The organism is Streptomyces sp. NBC_01445 (assembly GCF_035918235.1).
In the GTDB taxonomy this organism is placed as follows: Bacteria; Actinomycetota; Actinomycetes; order Streptomycetales; family Streptomycetaceae; genus Streptomyces.
The window spans coordinates 9,207,190-9,224,790 of record NZ_CP109485.1 but is presented as its reverse complement, the minus strand read 5'-3'; the positions used below and the strand labels follow the sequence as shown (position 1 = coordinate 9,224,790).

The window sequence follows — 17,601 nt, the reverse complement described above, 5'->3', positions numbered from 1 at the left end:
GACACATGACACAGGGCCAGACCCGGGACACCACGTCCCCGACCGGGACGGGGTGGCTTCGCGACCAGGTCTGCGAGGGGATCCGCGACCAGATCATCGACGGCAGACTCAAGCCGGGCGACCGCCTCGTCGAGCGGGACGTGGCCGAGGAGTTCGGCGTCTCCCGCATCCCGGTGCGCGAGGCCATCCGCATCCTGATGAGCGAGGGGTTCCTCCAGGCCCTGTCCCCGCGGCGCATCGTCGTCAAGGAGCTGTCACGCCAGGACGTGGCCAACCTCTTCGACCTGCGCGAGGCACTTGAGGTCCTGGCGGCGCGCCGGGCCGCCGAGAACGCGGACGAGGCTCAGCTCCGCCAGATGCAGCGGCTGTTGGAGACCGCCCGCAAGGCCACGCTCGCCGGGCGTCCCGAGCGCGTGTCGCGCGCCAACACCGCGTTCCACCACCACATCATCGAGACGGCGGGCAACGAACTCCTCGCCGCGACCCTCGAACCCCTGGAGGGCCGGCTGCGCTGGCTGTTCCACCAGATCGACGACCCCACGTCGGTATGGGAGGAACACCGCCGCCTGTACGAGACGATCGCCGCGGCAGACCCCGAGGCGGCGGCCGCGTGCGCGCTCCGGCATGTGCGCCACTACAGGGAGGTGGCGCTGCGCCTCCTGTTCGACGCGCCCGACACCTACTGAGCCCCGAGCCCCGTCGGCCACCGGTGGGCTCACCGCGCCACGCGCTCGAACGCGGCGGCGGCGCGCAGGACTTGGGCGTCGTCGAGGTGGCGGCCGACGATGTACAGCCCGGCGGGCAGACCGTCCCGCGCGGGCTCGCGGTCAGTGCCCCGCGAGCAGCTTCACCCCCACCACGCCGGCCCCGATCACCGCGTCGACCGCGGCCGCCAGGCTGGAGGCGAGCAGCCCGCCGCCCATCCGGCGGCCGCCCTCGAAGCCCCAGGCGGCGATGCCCGCGATGCCCGCGCCGGCCGCGATCCACAGGGCGGTGTCGAGGTCGAGGGCGCCTGCCGCGGACAGAGCGTCCATCGCAAGCGGGCCGGCCGCGGACGAAAGCAGAGGGCTGCTGACGTACAGCATGTGCCGCACGTCGGCGCGCCCCGGGAACCGCTTGTGCACGACGCGGTGCGCCTGCACGTCCGCGACCAGCGTGGCCAGCCACAGCCCGACCGCGGTGCCCGTCACATAGGCGGCAGCGGTCCAGTGCTCCGCGTGCGGGCTCTGCGCGAGGCCCACGACCACCGCGAGCATCGTGATCGCGGCGTAGATGCGCTCCTTGAGGCGCTCACGCTGGGTGTCGAGCAACTCCCCTTTTTTCTCCACATTTGCTGCCATGCGCGAACAATAAATGCAGCGCCCGCCGGGAGATCACTCCCGCCGGACGCTGCACCGGTGTCCGTCTCGATCCGTCCTACGGCTTGCGCGCCACCGCGCCGTAGATTCCGCCGTTCTCCGCGCGCGGGGCGTCCGTGTCCCGGAACCACTCCGTCGCCGTCACGAGGCCGGGCTCCACGAGTTCGAGCCCCTCGAAGAAGCGGGCGACCTCGTCCCGCGAACGGAACCCGAGCTCGATCCCGCCCTTCGCGTACTCGGCCGTCACCTGCGCGGACAGCTCCGGGAAGATGTCGGACGACGCATGCGACAGCACGAGGTAACTGCCGGAGGGCAGCGCTTCCACCAGGGTGGAGACGATGTCGTACGGCTCCTGGTCCCCGGGCAGGAAGTGCATGAGCGCGATGAGCGAGAGCGCGACCGGCCGGTCGAAGTCGAGCAGCTTGCGGGCGTGGTCGAGGATCTCGCGGGGCGCATGCACATCGCCCTGGACGTAGTCGGTCATGCCCTCGGGGCTGCTGACCAGCAGGGCCTCGGCGTGCCGCAGCACGATGGGGTCGTTGTCCGTGTAGACGACGCGCGACTCGGGGCGGATCCGCTGGACGATCTGGTGCAGGTTCGGCGCGGTCGGGATCCCGGTACCGATGTCGAGGAACTGGCCGACACCATTGGCCGCGAGCCACGCGACGGCGCGGTGCATGAACTCACGGTTCTGGCGCGCCCCGTCCCTTGCCTCGGGCGGCAGTTGCTCCCCCACCGCCTCGTCGACGGGGTAGTTGTCCTTGCCGCCGAGAAGATAGTCGTAGACACGGGCCGGGTGGGGCTTGCTGGTGTCTATCCGGGGGCCGGGTGATGTCTCTGCCGTCATGGCCACGCAGTCTGCCACAGCAACTCGCTTGTCCGTACGGATGGTTGGCGGTTGACCTGCGGTCGGTCAGCTGACGCCGACCGACGTGTCGTCGACGACGAACGACGTCTGGAGGGTGGACCCTTCCGTGCCGGTCAGCTTCACGGTCACCGACTGCCCCGCGTAGGCGCCCAGGTTGAAGGTCTTGAGCGCGTAGCCCGGGGCCGCGTTGAGGTTGGAGTAGGTGCCGAGCGTCGAAAGGACGGTGCCGCCGCTGTTGAGGACCTGCACCTTGAGCGTGTCGTACGCCGTAGTGGTGGTGGTCTCGGCCGTGTCGATGTGGAGGTAGAGACTGAGGGTGGCGGCGCAGCCGGTCGGGATGTTCACCGCCTGCGACAAGGTGTCCGTGTGGGCGGAGCCGTAGCCGCCGAGCCATGCCTTGTAGGTGCCGGTGCGCGCGGGTTCGCCGGTGTCGTTGGTGATGACACCGCTGGAGGCGGTCCAGGTGGTGCTGCCCGACTCGAAGCCCGGGTTGCCGAGGAGCTGGGCGGCGGTGCAGGTGCCCCCGCCGCCGCTGCTGCCGGTGGCTCCGGAGAGCCACTCGGTGGCGTTCAGGGCGAGTGGCGCGTTCGTGCCGGCGGGGTCGTTCCAGCCGTCGTAGAGCGTGTTGCCGGACTGGCCCGTGCCGTCGTCGATCGGGGAGCTGTCACCCCAGAACGCGACGCGGCCGCTGCCGAACGTGCTGGTGGCGAAGAAAGCGCCCGTGTTGCCTGAATATCCGGTGCGGTAGACGAGGCCCTTGACCGCGGAGTTGTCGCCCGGCTTGAGCGTGGCCGTGGTGCCGCTGCGGATGATGCTGCCGCCGACCTTGCCGAACGACCCGTTGATGACGGGGTCGGTGGTGGAGGTGATGGCCTTGGGGTTGTCGGTGCTGATGCTCAGCGTGTCGACGGAGAAGCCGAACGGGTCCGTGGAGTCGACGGAGTTGTTGGTCATGAGGTCGTTGATGACCTCGACCGCATCGTTGCCGTCGTTGTTGCGGTCCGCGCCGGTGTGGTCGGAGATGAGGAAGAGTCCGCCGCCGTTCTGGACGAACTTCATGACGGCGGTCTTCTCCGCCGCGCCGAGCAGCACGTTCGGCTCGGGCAGCACGAACGTGTCGAAGTTCTTGAGGTCCAGGGCCGACGAGGTCCCGTACGTGATGGTGTTGCCGGAAGGCAGTGTCTTGAGCGCGTAGTCGCCGGTCTTCTGGAGGCCCACGCCCCATGCGGAGAGCGCGCCCGTCCAGTCGTTCTCGGCGGAGGGGGTCGCGTCCTGGCCGAGCGGGTCGGGCTGGCTGGTGCCGATGATCCAGTCGGCGTTGCCGGCCGTCTCGGCCTTGGTGTTGTCGAAGAGCACGCGGTGGGGCGTCGCGGCGGCGGCCGGGGTGGCGGCGGTGGCCGCCTGGCCTGCCGTCACACCGGCGACAAGCATCCCGAGGACGGCGGCCGCGCAGGCGACGCGGCGGCGGGGACTTCTGGATCCGAGCATCCGTCATACCTCCGTGAGGGGTGGGGAGAAGGCGGTGCGGGCGTCGAGTCTGCGCGCGTAGAACACCGGCCGTAAGGAGGGAGGGCCCACGCGCGATTGAACAGTACATGGCAATCCGATGTCTCGACAGGGCATTGCGAGTCGACGGTCCGCATCACCGCAAGCCGATGCCCCAGGTCACTGCAGACCGATACGCCGCGCGATCTCCTCGGTGTGCCGCAGGCGCGCCGGCGCGTCGTCGCCGAGCGCCGCGACGACTCCGGCGACGACGGTCTCGATCACGGCGAGGGTGGGCACGAAGCTGTCGTACGGCGACGGTGTCGTGACGAGGCTGGGCAGTACGACCTCGGCGTGCGCGGAGACCGGGGACAGCCATTTGTCGGTGAACAGGACGACCTTCGCGCCCTGTTCGAGGGCGAGTTGGGCCATGGTGACCTTGTCCTGCTCGTAACGGCGGTAGTCGAAGACGACCAGGACGTCGCGGCGTGTGAGCGCGCCGAGCGCCGCGGTCCGCTCGACGTCGCCCGCGGGCAGGAGGCGGATGTCACCGCGCAACTGCATGAGGTGCAGCCCGAGGTACTGGGCGAGGAGATGGGTGAAGCGGCCGCCTGCCAGGGTGATGCGCCGCTTGCCGTCGGCCAGGAGCGAGACGGCGTGTTCCAGGTCGTGCGGCGGGAGTTCGGTGAGGGTCTGGGCAACGGCGCCGCTGAACAGCCGGCTGCCCTGCCCGAGAAGGGACGCGTCGCCGTCCGCCCCTTCGTCGGCGCGGGCGCGGTCGGCGGATTCGTACAGGGACAGGGGCGAGGCGTTGCGTTCGTCGAGTTCCTCGCGCAGGGCGCTCTGGAAGTCGGGAAAGCCGCGGTAGCCGAGCCTGCCGACGAAGCGGATGACGGTCGGGGCGCTGACGCCCGCCCGCTCGGCGAGGACGGCGACGGTCTCGAAGCCGGCAGAGGGGTAGTTGACCAGGAGTACGCGGGCGACCTTGCGCTCGGCCGGGCTGAGGTCGCCCAGCTTGTGCCGGATCACGTCGGCGAGTGCGCCGGAGGCCATCGCGGGTTCCTTTCTCGGTCGTCGGCGGGCGTGGGCCCGCGTGCCGAGCCTAATGCCGATCATCGGAGCCGCGGTCCCGGCCGTCGCCGCACCCCGGGCCACGACAAGTGCTCCCGCACCGGGCAACGGCGCGATCGAACCGGTGCGGGAGCGTCTGGGGCAGCGTCAGTCGCTGCGGCTGTCGCCGAGATCGGCGATCAGAGAGGCGAGCAGGGCGACCCGGGCCGGGACCGAACCGACGTCGAGCCACTCCTCGGGGGTGTGGTCGGCGCCGCCGACCGGTCCCAGGCCGTCCAGTGTCGGGACCCCTGTGCCGGCGATGGTGTTGGCGTCCCCCACGCCGCCCGTCGCCGTGGCCCCGAAGTGCAGGCCCAGACGTACGCCGATGTCCTTGGCCCGGTCGAGCATCCGGCGGGAGGCATCGGTGTCCTCCATCGGCGGGCAGGATTCGAGTTCCTCGACGGTGGCGCGGGTGCCGGGGACGACGGGCCGCGCGGCGGCCTCCCGGATGGCGGCGGTGGCCTCGCGCATGCCGCTGTCCGTGGCCGAGCGGATCTCGACGAGGAGTTCCGCGTCGGGGCAGACGATGTTGAAGCGGCTGCCCGCGCGGACGACGCCGACGTTGAGGGTGACGCCCTCCCACCTGCCGTTCAGCGCCTGGATCGCGATGACGAGGTGGGCGGCGGCCAGAGCGGCGTTCGCTCCGCGTTCGGGTTCGATGCCCGCGTGTGCGGCGCGGCCGGTGACGGTGAGCCTGAAGTCGGCCACGCCCTTCCGGGCGATGACCAGGTCGCCGTTCTCGCGGGCACATTCGAGGGCGAGGGCGTAGTGCGCCCCCTCGGCGGCCCGCCGGGTGACCGGTCTGCTGGCGGGTGAGCCGATCTCCTCGTCCGGCGTGGCGAGGAAGACGAGTTCCGCGTAGTCCTCGACGCCGGCCCGGGCGAGGATCTCGAGGGCGGCAAGTCCTGCGACCAGGCCTCCCTTGTCGTCGCTGACGCCGGGTCCGTGGGCGAGGGATCCGCTGAGGGAGAAGGGACGTTCGGCAGCGGCCCCGTCGTCGAAGACGGTGTCCATGTGCGCTGCGAGCAGGAGCCTGCGGCCTCCGTCGGCGACGGCGAGGCGACCTTGTCTGCGCCCGATCAGCACATCTCCGGTACGGCGACCGTGGGCCGGCGGCAGCGGGACGCGTTCCACCGAGAAGCCCAGACGCTCGAGGCGGGCCCGGACCAGGTCGGCCACCCGGTTGACGCCGTCGGGGCTGTACGAGCCGGAGTCGATCGCGACGAGTTCGGCCAGGTCTTCGAGGTACCGCGCCCGGTGTGCGTGGGACAGGGCCAACAGCGCCTCGTCGAGGGGCTGCTGCCGGGGCGGGGCGCTCACAGGACCTTCGAGAGGAAGGCGCGGGTGCGCTCCTGCTCCGGTGCGGCCAGGACCCGTCGGGGATCACCGGATTCGACGACGACGCCTTCGTCCATGAAGACGGCCAGGTCCCCGACTTCGCGGGCGAAGCCGATCTCGTGCGTGACGACGACCATGGTCATGCCGTCGGCCGCGAGTCGGCGCATGACGTCGAGGACGTCGCCGACGAGTTCGGGGTCGAGCGCCGACGTCGGTTCGTCGAACAGCATCAGTTTCGGTTTCATCGCGAGGGCGCGGGCTATGGCCACGCGCTGCTGCTGGCCACCCGAGAGCTCGGCCGGGTAGTGGCCCTCCCGGTCGGCGAGCCCCACCTGGTCCAGCAGGGTCCTCGCCTCGTCGCGGGCCTGGTCCTTGGCCGCGCCGGCGACCTTGACCGGGGCCTCCATGACGTTCTCCAGAGCCGTCATGTGCGGGAAGAGGTTGAACCGCTGGAACACCATGCCGATGTCGCGCCGCCGGGCGGCGACCTCGCGCTCACGCAATTCATGGAGGCGGGCACCCTGCGGCCGGTGGCCGACCGGTTCGCCGTCGACGGAGAGGCGGCCCCCGTCGATCTTCTCCAGATGGTTGATGCACCGCAGGAACGTGGACTTGCCGGACCCGGAGGGCCCCAACAGGCAGCACACCTGCCCGCGTTCGACCGTCAGGTCGATGCCTTTGAGGACCTGGAGCTTCCCGAAGTGTTTGCGCACGCCCTCGGCGTGCACCATGGGCGCGTTCAACGGCCCGCCTCCTTCTGTGTGCGGCTGCGCAGGGCGGTAAGAGATCCGGCGCAAAGGCGTCGCAGTGGGGAGACCGCGGCGCCGCGGGCCGTGCCGCGCCCGTAGCGGCGTTCGAGCCACGCCTGCGGAACGCTCAGGACGCTGACCAGAGCCAGGTACCAGAGGGACGCCACCACGAGCATGGGGATGACCTGGTAGTTCTGCCCGTACACGTCCTGGATGTTGGACATCAGGTCGTGCGCCGCGATCACCGACACCAGGGCGGTCATCTTGAGCATGTTGATCGTCTCGTTGCCCAGCGGCGGGATGATCACCCGCATCGCCTGGGGCAGCACGATCCGCCGCATGGTGAGCGCCGGGCGCATGCCGAGCGAGTGGGCCGCCTCGGTCTGCCCCGCGTCGACGGAGCGGATCCCTGCGCGGACGATCTCGGAGGCGTACGCGGCCTCGTTCAGGCCGAGCGCGAGCAGGGCCGCGACGGCCGGGGTGAGCAGGGTGTTGGTGTCGGCCTGGAAGAGGGTGACGCCGGTGAACGGGATACCGATCATCACGTGCTGGTAGAGGGCTCCGGCGTATCCCCAGAAGATGATCTGGACGAGCAGCGGAGTGCCGCGGAAGACCCAGACGAACAGCGATGAGAGGCCGTACAGGACCGGGTCGTCGGAGAGCCGCATGACGGCCACGAGGGTGCCGAGGACGAGGCCGAGGGTCATCGCGGCGACGGTCAGCCACAACGTGGTGGCCAGACCGTCGAAGATGAGCCCGGCGAACAGGTAGTGGCCGACGACGTCCCAGTGCAGGTTGCCGTTCTTGGCGAGCGAGCCGATGAGGCCGGCCAGCGCGGCGACTGCGGCCACCGCGGAGATCCAGCGACCCCAGTGGCGGACGGGGACGATCTCGAAGGCGTCGGGTGCGGGGGTCTCGCCCGTGCGTTGCCGGCCCGTGGGGGTGGTGGTGGCCATCTCTAGTCCACCGCCGCGTTCTTGGTGGCTTCCTTCACGGCGATGGAGGCGACGCCGTACTTGTCGCAGATCTTGGTGAGGGTGCCGTCGTCGATCAGGGCCTGGAGCGCCCGCCGGATCGCGTCGGTCAGTTGCGGAAGTTGTCTGGTGACCGCGATGCCGTTGGGTGAGGCGCGGTAGCCTGCCGGCGCCTTGGGGTCCTCGGCCAGGTCGAAGGCCTTGCCGCCGTCGGCGGTCATGGCCGACCATCCGGCGGCGGGTTTGGTGACGACCTCGGCCGTCACCTTGCCTGAGCGCAGGGCGAGTTGGGCGTCCGAGTCCTTGGGGAAGGTCTGGATGTCGGCCGCCTTCCGGCCGGCCGCCCGGCAGTCGGCCTGGTGGGCGTCGAGCAGCTTGTACTGGTTGGTCGCCGCCTGGACGCCGACCTTCCTGCCGCAGAGGTCGTCCAGCGTGCTGATCTTCGCCGGGTTGCCCTCGGTCACCAGGATGCCCGAGCCGGATCGCGAGTAGTCGACGAAGTCGACGACCTTCTGCCGCTCCTTGTTGTCGGTCAGGGCCGACATCGCGGCGTCGAACTTGCCGGCCTGGAGGGCGGGCACGATGCCGTCGAACTTGGTGGGGGTGAAGGCGAACCTGACGCCGAGCTTCGCGCCCAGGGCCTGGCCGAGGTCGTAGTCCAGGCCGGTCAGCTCGCTCTTCCCCTCGGTGACGAACATCGCGAACGGCGGGTAGGGGACGTCCGTGGCCACGCGCACGGTGCCTGCCTTCCTGATCCGCTCGGGCAATGCCTCGTGCAGTGCCGCGTCCCGCGTGACCGTGACCCCGGCGACCTTGTCCCGGGACGCCGGCCGGGCTCCGCCGGCGCCGCTCGCGCCGCAGCCGGAGACCACCGCCAGAGCCGTGCAGGCCAGCACGGCAGTCGCCCCGCGGCGGGGCACAGAGATGTACATCAACGTCGTTCCCTCTCGGACGTCCGAAGCGCGCGGAATCACCTCCGCCGACGTCCCAGAAGTTACACATCAATGTTCACGATGGCTAGATGTAATAGACGTTACATACCTGGCTCGCGCTCGGGCAGGTACCTGTTCCGTGTCTCGTCGGCAGGTACGAGGCCCGACGCGCTCATCAGCACCCGGGCGGACGTCCTCAGCGGGGAGACGGGTGCCGGGCGTGCAGGTCCGACGGTCTACGCGGCCACGGAGGCGGGCGCCGGAGCGGGCGGGCGAACGTCCGCCATGCGGCGCTCGGGTCCACGCCGCCGCAGCACCAGATGACCGACGAACGCGGCGGGCCCGAAGAAGATCTGCGCGGGCACGATCTCGGGGAGATGCCCGGTGAGCGCCTCGACCGTGACCGGTGTGAGGGTCGGCAGCAGCGCGCCGAACACGGCGACGAGACCGAGAGCGGTGGCGAGGCCGGACCGCCCGTAGGCCTTGTACGCGACGGTGCTGTAGAGGGCGTACACGAGGAGGTCACCCATGCCGAGCACCGCGCCGAGGTCTCCGACGCGCAGGCCCGCGGAGGGCGCGAAGGCGTAGCCCTGCACGGCGTCGAAGAGCCGCTGCGTGATGGGCACGGCCGTGGCGAAGAACAGGTCGTACGCGGCGAGGGCGAGCGCGAACCGGGCGACGTGCCGCAGGCGGAGACCGCCCTGGGCGTTGAGATTGGCGGCGCCGACCGCCATCAGCATGATGACGGTGCTGTTGATCAGCCAGTACGGGAGCGCATGGGTCGGGTCGTGTTCGGCGGTGCGCGCGGCGAACCAGTCGGCCGCGAGGAGCGCGGCGATGAGGAGCCACCGGAGCCGGGCGCTTCGGACCACGGGGCCGTAGGCGACGGCGAGGCCGCCCGCCAGGGTGAGGCCGAGGACGGGCGGCAGGAGCGCACCGGGCAGGGCCAGGTAGAGGAACGGCAGGGCGACGACGAAGCCCATCATGATGACCATGTCGTTGCCGTTGAAGGCTCCGACTGCCGGCCGCGGCAGGGTGACGAGCCGGAAGTACGCGACACCGGCGAGCGAGACGCCCACGGCGATGCCCAGCGTGACGAGGGTGAAGAACACGGACTGTGCGGCGCTCACGAGGCCCTCCCGGCAAAGCTGTGCTCGACCAAGTCGCAGCGGTACCGCCGCAGTTGGTGCCCCTCGGCGTCGGTGAGGGCGACGGTCGCGTCGATGCCGGCCTCGACAAGGCGGCCGGCGATGTCGGCCGGAGTGTTGCCCGCGGCACACGTGGCCGCGAGTTCGAGCCGTAGCCGGCCGTCGGTGACATCGGTCCGGTAGCGCATGGGCCACCGGGCGCCCGGCAGTGCGTCGAGGACCTCGATGATGTCGCGCGGCATCACGGCCCCGGCGCGGGTGCTCAGCACGTGGTCCGCCTTGCCGAGAATGTGCGAGGTGCCCGGGACGTTCGCCATCTCGCAGGTGAGGGGCACGTCGGGCAGGCGCCGCACGAGATCGCGGGTGTCGTAGCGGAAGAGCGGCATGCACTCCCGGTACGGGAAGAACGGGGTGGCGACGATGGTGCCGAGCGCACCGGGCTCGGCCGGCTCCCCGGTCTCCAGGTCGCACACCTCGACGAGGCCGATCCCGGCGTCGATGTGCAGATGCCGCTGCGCGCAGATCGCGCCCGCGACCGGAGTCACCTCCGTCATGCCGTAACCGTCGTGGACCGGGGCGCCGAAGGTCTCCTCGGCGGCCGAGGCCAGCGCCGGCGACAGGACTTCGCTTCCCACGTTGATGCGCCGCAGCCGGAAGTCGGCGGGACCGAGGCCCCGTTCACGCGCGAGGACGACCAACTGGCCCAGATAACTCGGGTAGGTGACCATCACGGTCGGGGCGGCGGCGTCGGTGCCGACGGTGAGGTCGAGGGTCTCGGCGGGGGGCACCAGGCCGACCATGCGGATCGCGGCCCCGGCCATGCGGGCCACCTGCATCTCCGCGTACGCGGTGCCGGTGGCGCGGGAGCTGACGTTGAACTGGACGAGGTCCGTGGTGCGTACATTGCCGCGCAGGACCTGCGAGAGAGCGACCAGAGCAGGCCACAGCCGCTCCTCGTAACGGGAGTACCAGACCTCGGCGGGGCGGCCCGTCGTGCCGGTGGTGCGCGAGGCGAGGAAAGGCTCACCGCACAGAAAGTCACGCGGCCGCTTGACGAGGTCCGTCTTCGTGGTGACGGGGACACGGCCCATGGTGTCGACGGTCAGCGTGGCGGGGTCGACGCCCGCGGCCTCGAAGTGCTCGGCATAGAAAGGCGACTTGTCGGCCAGTCGCCTCGCAGTTCGGCGCAGGGCCTTGTTCGTCAGGTCGGCACGCAGTTGCGGATCGGCGGCCGCGCCCCGCAGGAGTTGCTCGACATCCTCTCCCGGCGAGCCGAACTCGGCGATCGTCGCCAGAGCGTCCTCGACCAGCCGCTCGGCGGACCGTACGTCGATGGGGCGGCCGAGCACCATCGCCAGCGCCATTCGGAACTGCCGGATCCCCGCGTCGAACATAGTTCCTCCCCCGCCTCCGACACATCGCGCACCGTGACCCCCCTGAAACGCAGCGAAGAGACGGGGCGGGCGGCCGTCGCCGCCCGCCCCGTCGCCGCGTCAGCTGGGACAGTTGGTGAAGAGCACCGCCGCCAGCGAACCCATGACGTACTTGGTGTGCTTGAGCGTGGAAACGATCGCGGACATTCGAAAACCCCCTCCATCGTTCGGATGACCTTCACCGGCTGGTGAAAGCACAACGATGCTCATTGCGGCAAACTCTCCTGTCAAGAACACATCCAGCGATCCATTGTCCGCACCGAAACATGCAATCGGACGAGATCGTCCCGCGTCCCGCCGCTCCGCGTTCACGCGATGAGTTCCGGCGCCGCTCACGGTCATACACGGAGCAGCACCCCCGACCGAGGAGAGCTCCCGATGAACATCCCCCGCATCGGCTTCAGCCTGCCGAGCTACGGACCGTACGCAGGCCCCGAGGCCATCGCCGAAGTGGCGCGGGCCGCCGAGCGGTTCGGGTTCGACAGCGTGTCCCTGTCCGAGCGGCTGCTGCTCCCCGCCGGACCCGACTGGCGCAACGAGGCGCGGCTGCCCGAGGCGTACGTGTGGGATCCCCTGGAGACGCTGACCTGGGCCGCGGCGCACACGAGCCGGATCAGGCTGGCGACGGGCATCGTCAACGCGCTGTTCCAGCCGCCGCTGATCCTGGCCCGGCGGCTCGCCACCCTCGACCGGCTCTCCGGCGGGCGGCTCGACGTGGGGATCGGGCAGGGCTGGCTGCCGGAGGAGTTCACGGCCACCGGGGTGCCGGCCGGTCGCCGGGGCGCGGGCTTCGAGGAGCACATCGCCGCGATGCGGGCCTGCTGGGGTCCGGACCCGGTGGAGTACGAGGGGAAGTTCTACCTTTGATCTTGGCCAGTGCTCCGCCGTTTACGGCGGGGGTGAAGGCCATCTCAGGGCTGCTCTGACCCGCGCGTTCGCACGGGTCCGCAGTGTTGTCCTCAGCCGGTGGGGCGCTGCTGGTTTTCGATGTACTGCTTGACGACGGTCAGCGGTGCGCCGCCGCAGGATCCGGCGAAGTAGGAGCCGGACCAGAAGTGTCCGCCCCACAGGTAGCGGCGGACGTGGCTGTCGTATTCCTGGCGAAGCCTGCGGGAGCTGACGCCCTTGAGGGAGTTGACCAGTTTGGAGAGCTGGACCTTGGGCGGATAGTGCACGAGCAGATGCACATGGTCCTGCTCGCCGTTGAACTGCTTGAGTTCGGCCTCGAAGTCGGTGCAGACGTCGCGCATGATCTCCTCGGTGCGCGTCAGCATGGCGTCGGTGAATGCCTTACGCCGATACTTGGTGACGAATACCAAGTGGACGTGAAGGTTGTAGACGACGTGACGGCCGGTGCGTACGTCAGGATTCGGGTTCCATCGTGGTGACATAAGCCAACTGTAGTAGGGTGATTGTCATGGGCGAACTCGTGTGGGAGAAGCGGCAGTTGGGGCATCGCGCCCGGCTGGGGCTGACGCCTGCACAGGTCCGGCTCATGGATGACCAGGCGCACGCGGCACGCGCGATGTGGAATCAGCTCCACGACCTGTGGCGGATGACGCCGAAGTGTCAGCGCTCTGCGACCCGCATGGATCAGACGCTGCGGCAGGCCCGCAAGGAGATCGACTGGTACGCGGTGCTGCCCGCGCAGGCCGCGCAGGCGGTCCTCAAGACGTACTTCCAGGCGTGGCGGAACTGCTGGGACGGGCGTGCGGACGAGCCGAACTTCAAGGCCCGCTTCCGCACGGCATTGTCGGTGGACATCCCGCAGGGCCGGGACTTGCAGATCAAGCGGGTGCACCGCCGGTGGGGCATGGTCAACATCCCCAAGGTGGGCCGCGTCCGCTTCCGCTGGACCAAGGATCTCCCGGTCGGCAAGCACGCCAACAAGGAGAACCGGATCACCGGGGCACGGCTGGTCAAAGACGGACTCGGCTGGCACATCGCCTTCCGCGTCCAGACTCTTGAGGTCAAGCCCGAACCGCACACCGGACTGGAGGTCGGCATCGACGCCGGGGTGAACCTGCCCCTCGCGCTGTCCGACGGCAGCCACCAGGACCACGGACGGCCGCCCCGGCTCCCGGACGGCACCGCCGACCGGGACAAGTGGCTGAACCCGGACGAGAAAGCCAAACTGCTCCGCCTGGAACAGCGCGCCGCGCACCGCAAGTCCTTCCGCAAGCCGAAAGAGCGCAGCTCCAACCGGCTGCACGCCACCTACGACCAGATCAAGCAGCTCCGCGCAAGAGCCACGCGCCGAGCAATCGACTGGCAGCACAAGACCACCACCGCCATCGCCGAGCAGTACGGCACGGTCGTGGTGGAGCAGTTGCAGATCACGAACATGGTCAAGTCCGCCAAGGGAACCATCGAGAACCCGGGGAGGAACGTCGCGCAGAAGTCCGGCCTGAACCGTTCCATCAGCCAGGAGGCGTGGGGTCGCACCGTGACGATGCTGACGTACAAAACTGCCCGCAACGGTGGCACCCTGGTCAAGGTTCCCGCCCCGAACACCTCCCTGCGCTGCTCCGCGTGCGGATTCATCACGCCCGGCAGCCGGGAAGACCAGGCCACGTTCGTATGCAAGAACCCGGACTGCGGATGGTCGGCGAATGCCGACTGGAACGCGGCCCGGAACGTCTTGCACCTGTACCGGATCGGCCTCGTGGCGATCCCGGCTGCCGGGAGGGCAGTCGTCAGGCGCACCCGTGGCGTCAAGCCCGCTGCCGCAAGGTAAGCAGGAATCTCCTTCCTGAGCCTGCGAAGGGAGGAGAGCACTTCAACGGATCCCGCTGTCGACCGTCGGGCCCAAGCCGGTGAACGGCCCGCTCTCCCTGGTCATCGGGGCGGGCGCGCGTTCTGCCGTGGAGCGGGCGGCCCGGCTCGGCGCGGGGTTCGTCACCGTGGCGTTCCCCCAGGACTGGGACACCGCCCGTACCCAGATCGGCTGGTACCGGGAAGCCGGCGGTGCCGGTCCCGTGGTGATCCGGATCCTCGCGGTCTCCCAGGACACACCCGACCCGGTGGCCACACTGGTCGACGGCGCGCGTGAGGAACGTGAGCGGTGCGTGGAGCTGGGTGCGGACGAGATCCAGTGGGGTGACCTCAATCTGGCGGAGGTTCCCATCAGGGACCAGGTGGCCGCGATGGAGGCGATGGCGAAGGCCCTGGACCTCGACGCCTCCTGAGGACCACTGCGCCCGACCGGCCTCGGCATGCTCCCTTTACGATGGCGCCATACCGCCGCTCATGTGCCGGCGGGCCGCCGGTCGGGAGGGGCCAACAATGATCATTTTCGGTACGCGGGGATATCTGTACCAGCTCGCGATGCTCACGTTCGTCTGTGGCAATTGCGGGAATCCCGCGGCGCACGCGCTGCGCAAGTACGTCACGAAGTTCACGCTGTTCTTCGTGCCGCTGTTCCCCATCTCGACCAAGTACCGCTCGCAGTGCACGTTCTGCGGGATCGAGCACCACCTCGCCAAGGAGCAGGCGGAGGCGCTGCTCGCGCAGGCCGCCGCGCCCGCCGGTTACCCGGCCCAGGGCCAGCAGCAGCCGGGCCAGCCGCTCGGCCAGAACCCGTACCAGCAGTAGTCGTTCAGGGGCTGGCGGCGAACGGCGCCGTGAGGCGCAGCCGCCAGTCCCGGTCGGTACGGACCACCAGATCGACCCGCCAGGCCGCCACGCGCAGCGGGAGCAGCGGCCGCACCCGGTCCCGCACGAGCTCCGCCTCCTCGTCCGTGGCCCCCGTCGCCAGCGTGACATGCGGCTCGGGACGCTCCCCGAACCGGCCGCCGTACGGCGCGATGTGCGGCCAGCGTGCGCAGAACGCATCAGCCACGGCCTGCAGCGCGGGCACGGGCACGGCGACGAAGCGCGGCGCCACCACGAAGTCCTTGAGATCCGTCTCGACCGCCGGCAGCGATGCCGCGAGGTCGCGCACCCCGGCGTCGACGTCTGCCGTCAGCTCCGCCGCGGGCAGGAACGGGTAGAGCAGCGAGACATGGGCGGGCAGGCCCTTTCTCACCAGCGCGGGGTTGACCTCCGCCGCCGCTTCGAGCAGCGGGTTCGCCATGGGCAGGGTGATGACCAGAGCGCTCCGGTCCTCCGGGGCGCGCCCCTCGCCGACGGCCGTCATGGCCACCTCACCTCCGTGCTCGGACATGCGTGCGGGGGCGGACCAGGATCGGCCCGCCCCCGCACATCTTCTCAGCCCTGAGCGGCGCTGCGGCGCTTGCGCGTCGCCCACACGAGGCCGCCACCCGCGACGATCACCACGGCGGCTGCCCCGGCGATGAGCGGCGTGGCGCTGGACGAGCCCGTCTCGGCGAGGTCACCCGAGTCGGAGCTCGGCTTGGACGAGGGCACCGCGGCAGCGGAGCTGGTCGCCGTGCTGGGCTTCTCGCTCGGCGTCGGAGTCGCCGAGTCGGCGGGCTTCGTCGGCGTCGGCGTCGGCTTCGGCGTGTCCGACGGCTTGGGCGTGCTGCCCTCGCACACCGGGGCCGTCTTCTCCTCGTCGCGCGAGTACTGGTCACCGTCGCTGGCCTTCACGACCAGGCGGACCGTGAGTTCCTTGCTGTGCTCGGGCAGCTCCAGCTTCTTGTGGAAGTCGTTCTGGAACTTCTCGGTGGGCAGCAGGTCCTTTCCGTCCACCGTGACCGTCACCGTGTTGTCGGACCGCGACCCGTAGTTGGTCAGGTCGAGGCTGACCTGGGAGCAGGTCACCTCCCACACGGGGGTGTGCGCCTGCGCCGGGCTCGCGAAGAGCCCCACGCCGAACGCACCTGCCGTGGCGGCCGCTATGAGGGCGCCCGATGCCCGCCACGTCTTCTTGTTCTCTACCACAGAATTTTCCTCCGCGATGTGTTCGCCCCGTTTGACAGTGCGCGCACCCTACTCCTGACGCACCAGGGGCTCGCAACCGCCTCCCCCTAATCTCGCGCACCCCTGGTTCAGAGGGAGTTGGGAGCGTCCCCGAAGTCCGGGATGTCCAGACGTGCACCCCCTCGAAGCGCCGACTCGTGAGCGACGATGCCGGGCAGGGTGTAGCGGGCGGCGACCCACGCGTTCACCGACGGCAGAGTCCTCGTGGCGACGGCGGTGACGAAGTCGTCGACGAGGAAGTGATGGCTTCCCTCGTGGCCGTTGGGCATGTGGTCGAACTCCCGGGGCAACCGGGCGCGGTCGTGCACGGGCGCCGAACCGGAGGTGAACGCGTCCCTGAGCGCGGGCGCGATGTGCTGGAGCGAGGGATCGTCGGCCGGCAGGGTCGGCTTGGGCTGCAGGAGCTCCGAGATGTCCTGGACCCCCTTTTTGTCCTGCCAGAAGCTGACCGTGGCCAGCTGCTCCATGCTGGCGTCCGTGCCGAAGAACCTGAACCGCGATTCCCGGATGTGCGACGGATAGCCGACCCTGCGGAACTCGTTCGTACGGAACGAGCCGCCGCCCGCGACCTCGAAGAGCGCCGTCGCGTTCGACAGGTCGTTGCCGAACTGGCTGACCTCCTTGTCGAAGACCCCGTCACCGCGCTCGTCGGGCACACCGATCGCGGAGACGCTCACGGCGTGGGTCTGCCAGGCGCCGAGCACGCCGCCGACGGAGTGCGTCGGGTAGAGCAGGGGCGGATAGCTGGCGGTGGCCTTCCAGTCGTCGCCGCCGCTGTACCGGTAGGCGTCGTAGAAACCGAGGTCCATGTCGTGGACATAGTCGCCCTCGGCGTAGAAGAGCCGCCCGAAGGCACCGTCGGCGATCTGGTTGCGGGCGTGCACCGTCGCCGGGTTGTACTGGCTGGTCTCGCCCATCATGTACGTCAGCCCCGTGTCGCGCACGGCGTCGATGATCGCGGCGATCTCGTCCTCGGTGATCGCCATCGGCACCGCCGAGTACACGTGCTTCCCGGCGCGCAGCGCCTTCAGGACGAGCGGGCCGTGGGTCCAGCGCTGGGTGAAGACCGCCACGGCGTCGACCGCGTCGGACTCCAGCATGGCGTCGAACGAGGGGAAGGTGCCGGTGAGCCGCTCGGCGGCGACGAGCTGTTCGGCGCGCTCCGGCAGCAGGTCCGTGACGTGGATGTCGCCGACACTCGGGTGGGCGCGGAACAGTTTGGCGAACTGCCCGGAGAACTGCCCGGCGCCGACGATGCCGATGGAGAACGTCATGAGGATCCCTTCACAGACTGAACTTCACTGAACGTCAAAGAACTT

20 protein-coding genes are annotated in these 17,601 nt (G+C 69.9%); 5 read left to right on the top strand and 15 right to left on the bottom strand.

All coding sequences use genetic code 11. From position 1 onward, the window contains the following. Positions 1–5: 5 nt before the first annotated feature. Positions 6–686, top strand: a complete 681-nt coding sequence (locus OG574_RS42045; protein ID WP_326777501.1) for a GntR family transcriptional regulator — start codon at positions 6–8, stop codon at positions 684–686. 141 nt (positions 687–827) lie between these two features. Here OG574_RS42045 and OG574_RS42040 read toward each other — a convergent pair whose 3' ends face one another. From OG574_RS42040 to OG574_RS41990, 11 genes are all read right to left on the bottom strand, one after another. Beyond that, complete coding sequence (locus OG574_RS42040) at positions 828–1,340, bottom strand: hypothetical protein (RefSeq protein WP_326777500.1); 513 nt, start codon at positions 1,338–1,340, stop codon at positions 828–830. Positions 1,341–1,416: 76 nt separating this feature from the next. After that, positions 1,417–2,205, bottom strand: coding sequence for an SAM-dependent methyltransferase (locus OG574_RS42035; protein WP_326777499.1), 789 nt, complete (start codon positions 2,203–2,205; stop codon positions 1,417–1,419). A 66-nt stretch (positions 2,206–2,271) separates the two neighbouring features. Then, on the bottom strand, positions 2,272–3,714 hold the full coding sequence (locus OG574_RS42030; RefSeq protein WP_326777498.1) for a hydrolase: 1,443 nt from the start codon (positions 3,712–3,714) through the stop codon (positions 2,272–2,274). Positions 3,715–3,891: 177 nt separating this feature from the next. Beyond that, complete coding sequence (locus OG574_RS42025; protein ID WP_326777497.1) at positions 3,892–4,764, bottom strand: MurR/RpiR family transcriptional regulator; 873 nt, start codon at positions 4,762–4,764, stop codon at positions 3,892–3,894. 165 nt (positions 4,765–4,929) lie between these two features. Further along, positions 4,930–6,144, bottom strand: coding sequence for a M20 family metallopeptidase (locus OG574_RS42020; protein ID WP_326777496.1), 1,215 nt, complete (start codon positions 6,142–6,144; stop codon positions 4,930–4,932). Continuing rightward, on the bottom strand, positions 6,141–6,893 hold the full coding sequence (locus OG574_RS42015; protein WP_100594609.1) for an amino acid ABC transporter ATP-binding protein: 753 nt from the start codon (positions 6,891–6,893) through the stop codon (positions 6,141–6,143). Before OG574_RS42015 ends, OG574_RS42020 begins: the two co-directional genes overlap by 4 nt. A gap of 8 nt (positions 6,894–6,901) precedes the next feature. After that, complete coding sequence (locus OG574_RS42010; RefSeq protein ID WP_326777495.1) at positions 6,902–7,867, bottom strand: amino acid ABC transporter permease; 966 nt, start codon at positions 7,865–7,867, stop codon at positions 6,902–6,904. A 2-nt stretch (positions 7,868–7,869) separates the two neighbouring features. After that, positions 7,870–8,817, bottom strand: coding sequence for an ABC transporter substrate-binding protein (locus OG574_RS42005; protein WP_326777494.1), 948 nt, complete (start codon positions 8,815–8,817; stop codon positions 7,870–7,872). Positions 8,818–9,053: 236 nt separating this feature from the next. Then, the gene (locus OG574_RS42000; RefSeq protein ID WP_326777493.1) at positions 9,054–9,947 is read right to left on the bottom strand and encodes a hypothetical protein; all 894 of its coding nucleotides are present in this window, start codon (positions 9,945–9,947) and stop codon (positions 9,054–9,056) included. Continuing rightward, positions 9,944–11,359, bottom strand: coding sequence for a phenylacetate--CoA ligase family protein (locus OG574_RS41995; protein WP_326777492.1), 1,416 nt, complete (start codon positions 11,357–11,359; stop codon positions 9,944–9,946). Before OG574_RS41995 ends, OG574_RS42000 begins: the two co-directional genes overlap by 4 nt. A gap of 99 nt (positions 11,360–11,458) precedes the next feature. Then, positions 11,459–11,740, bottom strand: coding sequence for a hypothetical protein (locus tag OG574_RS41990; protein WP_326777491.1), 282 nt, complete (start codon positions 11,738–11,740; stop codon positions 11,459–11,461). Positions 11,741–11,776: 36 nt separating this feature from the next. Between OG574_RS41990 and OG574_RS41985 the strand changes: the two genes are divergently transcribed. After that, a complete protein-coding gene (locus tag OG574_RS41985) occupies positions 11,777–12,265 on the top strand; it encodes an LLM class flavin-dependent oxidoreductase (RefSeq protein WP_326777490.1) in 489 nt (162 codons plus the stop codon). A gap of 92 nt (positions 12,266–12,357) precedes the next feature. On the opposite strand, the gene tnpA is transcribed toward OG574_RS41985, so the two are convergent. Then, positions 12,358–12,789 carry an IS200/IS605 family transposase gene (gene tnpA / locus OG574_RS41980; protein WP_266558385.1) on the bottom strand — a complete coding sequence of 144 codons (432 nt, stop codon included), beginning with the start codon at positions 12,787–12,789 and terminating at the stop codon, positions 12,358–12,360. A 26-nt stretch (positions 12,790–12,815) separates the two neighbouring features. Between tnpA and OG574_RS41975 the strand changes: the two genes are divergently transcribed. The 3 genes from OG574_RS41975 to OG574_RS41965 all read left to right on the top strand — a co-directional run bounded on the left by OG574_RS41975 (position 12,816) and on the right by OG574_RS41965 (position 14,992). Beyond that, positions 12,816–14,135, top strand: a complete 1,320-nt coding sequence (locus OG574_RS41975) for an RNA-guided endonuclease InsQ/TnpB family protein (RefSeq protein WP_326777489.1) — start codon at positions 12,816–12,818, stop codon at positions 14,133–14,135. Positions 14,136–14,214: 79 nt separating this feature from the next. Then, a complete protein-coding gene (locus OG574_RS41970) occupies positions 14,215–14,586 on the top strand; it encodes a hypothetical protein (RefSeq protein WP_326777488.1) in 372 nt (123 codons plus the stop codon). Between the two features lie 97 nt (positions 14,587–14,683). After that, positions 14,684–14,992, top strand: coding sequence for a zinc-ribbon domain-containing protein (locus tag OG574_RS41965; RefSeq protein ID WP_326777487.1), 309 nt, complete (start codon positions 14,684–14,686; stop codon positions 14,990–14,992). A 4-nt stretch (positions 14,993–14,996) separates the two neighbouring features. On the opposite strand, the gene OG574_RS41960 is transcribed toward OG574_RS41965, so the two are convergent. The 3 genes from OG574_RS41960 to OG574_RS41950 all read right to left on the bottom strand — a co-directional run bounded on the left by OG574_RS41960 (position 14,997) and on the right by OG574_RS41950 (position 17,556). Next, a complete protein-coding gene (locus tag OG574_RS41960) occupies positions 14,997–15,563 on the bottom strand; it encodes a 2'-5' RNA ligase family protein (RefSeq protein WP_234374382.1) in 567 nt (188 codons plus the stop codon). Positions 15,564–15,607: 44 nt separating this feature from the next. Next, complete coding sequence (locus OG574_RS41955; protein ID WP_326777486.1) at positions 15,608–16,243, bottom strand: LAETG motif-containing sortase-dependent surface protein; 636 nt, start codon at positions 16,241–16,243, stop codon at positions 15,608–15,610. Between the two features lie 107 nt (positions 16,244–16,350). Continuing rightward, the gene (locus tag OG574_RS41950; protein WP_326777485.1) at positions 16,351–17,556 is read right to left on the bottom strand and encodes a Gfo/Idh/MocA family protein; all 1,206 of its coding nucleotides are present in this window, start codon (positions 17,554–17,556) and stop codon (positions 16,351–16,353) included. Positions 17,557–17,601: the final 45 nt, after the last annotated feature.

Coding starts and splice junctions, on each gene's coding strand:
- OG574_RS42045 (WP_326777501.1), top strand. CDS start 6: ATGACACAGGGCCAGACCCGGGACACCACGTCCCCGACCGGGACGGGG.
- OG574_RS42040 (WP_326777500.1), bottom strand. CDS start 1,340: ATGGCAGCAAATGTGGAGAAAAAAGGGGAGTTGCTCGACACCCAGCGT.
- OG574_RS42035 (WP_326777499.1), bottom strand. CDS start 2,205: ATGACGGCAGAGACATCACCCGGCCCCCGGATAGACACCAGCAAGCCC.
- OG574_RS42030 (WP_326777498.1), bottom strand. CDS start 3,714: ATGCTCGGATCCAGAAGTCCCCGCCGCCGCGTCGCCTGCGCGGCCGCC.
- OG574_RS42025 (WP_326777497.1), bottom strand. CDS start 4,764: ATGGCCTCCGGCGCACTCGCCGACGTGATCCGGCACAAGCTGGGCGAC.
- OG574_RS42015 (WP_100594609.1), bottom strand. CDS start 6,893: ATGGTGCACGCCGAGGGCGTGCGCAAACACTTCGGGAAGCTCCAGGTC.
- OG574_RS42010 (WP_326777495.1), bottom strand. CDS start 7,867: ATGGCCACCACCACCCCCACGGGCCGGCAACGCACGGGCGAGACCCCC.
- OG574_RS42005 (WP_326777494.1), bottom strand. CDS start 8,817: ATGTACATCTCTGTGCCCCGCCGCGGGGCGACTGCCGTGCTGGCCTGC.
- OG574_RS41995 (WP_326777492.1), bottom strand. CDS start 11,359: ATGTTCGACGCGGGGATCCGGCAGTTCCGAATGGCGCTGGCGATGGTG.
- OG574_RS41990 (WP_326777491.1), bottom strand. CDS start 11,740: ATGACCGTGAGCGGCGCCGGAACTCATCGCGTGAACGCGGAGCGGCGG.
- OG574_RS41985 (WP_326777490.1), top strand. CDS start 11,777: ATGAACATCCCCCGCATCGGCTTCAGCCTGCCGAGCTACGGACCGTAC.
- tnpA (WP_266558385.1), bottom strand. CDS start 12,789: ATGTCACCACGATGGAACCCGAATCCTGACGTACGCACCGGCCGTCAC.
- OG574_RS41975 (WP_326777489.1), top strand. CDS start 12,816: ATGGGCGAACTCGTGTGGGAGAAGCGGCAGTTGGGGCATCGCGCCCGG.
- OG574_RS41965 (WP_326777487.1), top strand. CDS start 14,684: ATGATCATTTTCGGTACGCGGGGATATCTGTACCAGCTCGCGATGCTC.
- OG574_RS41960 (WP_234374382.1), bottom strand. CDS start 15,563: ATGTCCGAGCACGGAGGTGAGGTGGCCATGACGGCCGTCGGCGAGGGG.
- OG574_RS41950 (WP_326777485.1), bottom strand. CDS start 17,556: ATGACGTTCTCCATCGGCATCGTCGGCGCCGGGCAGTTCTCCGGGCAG.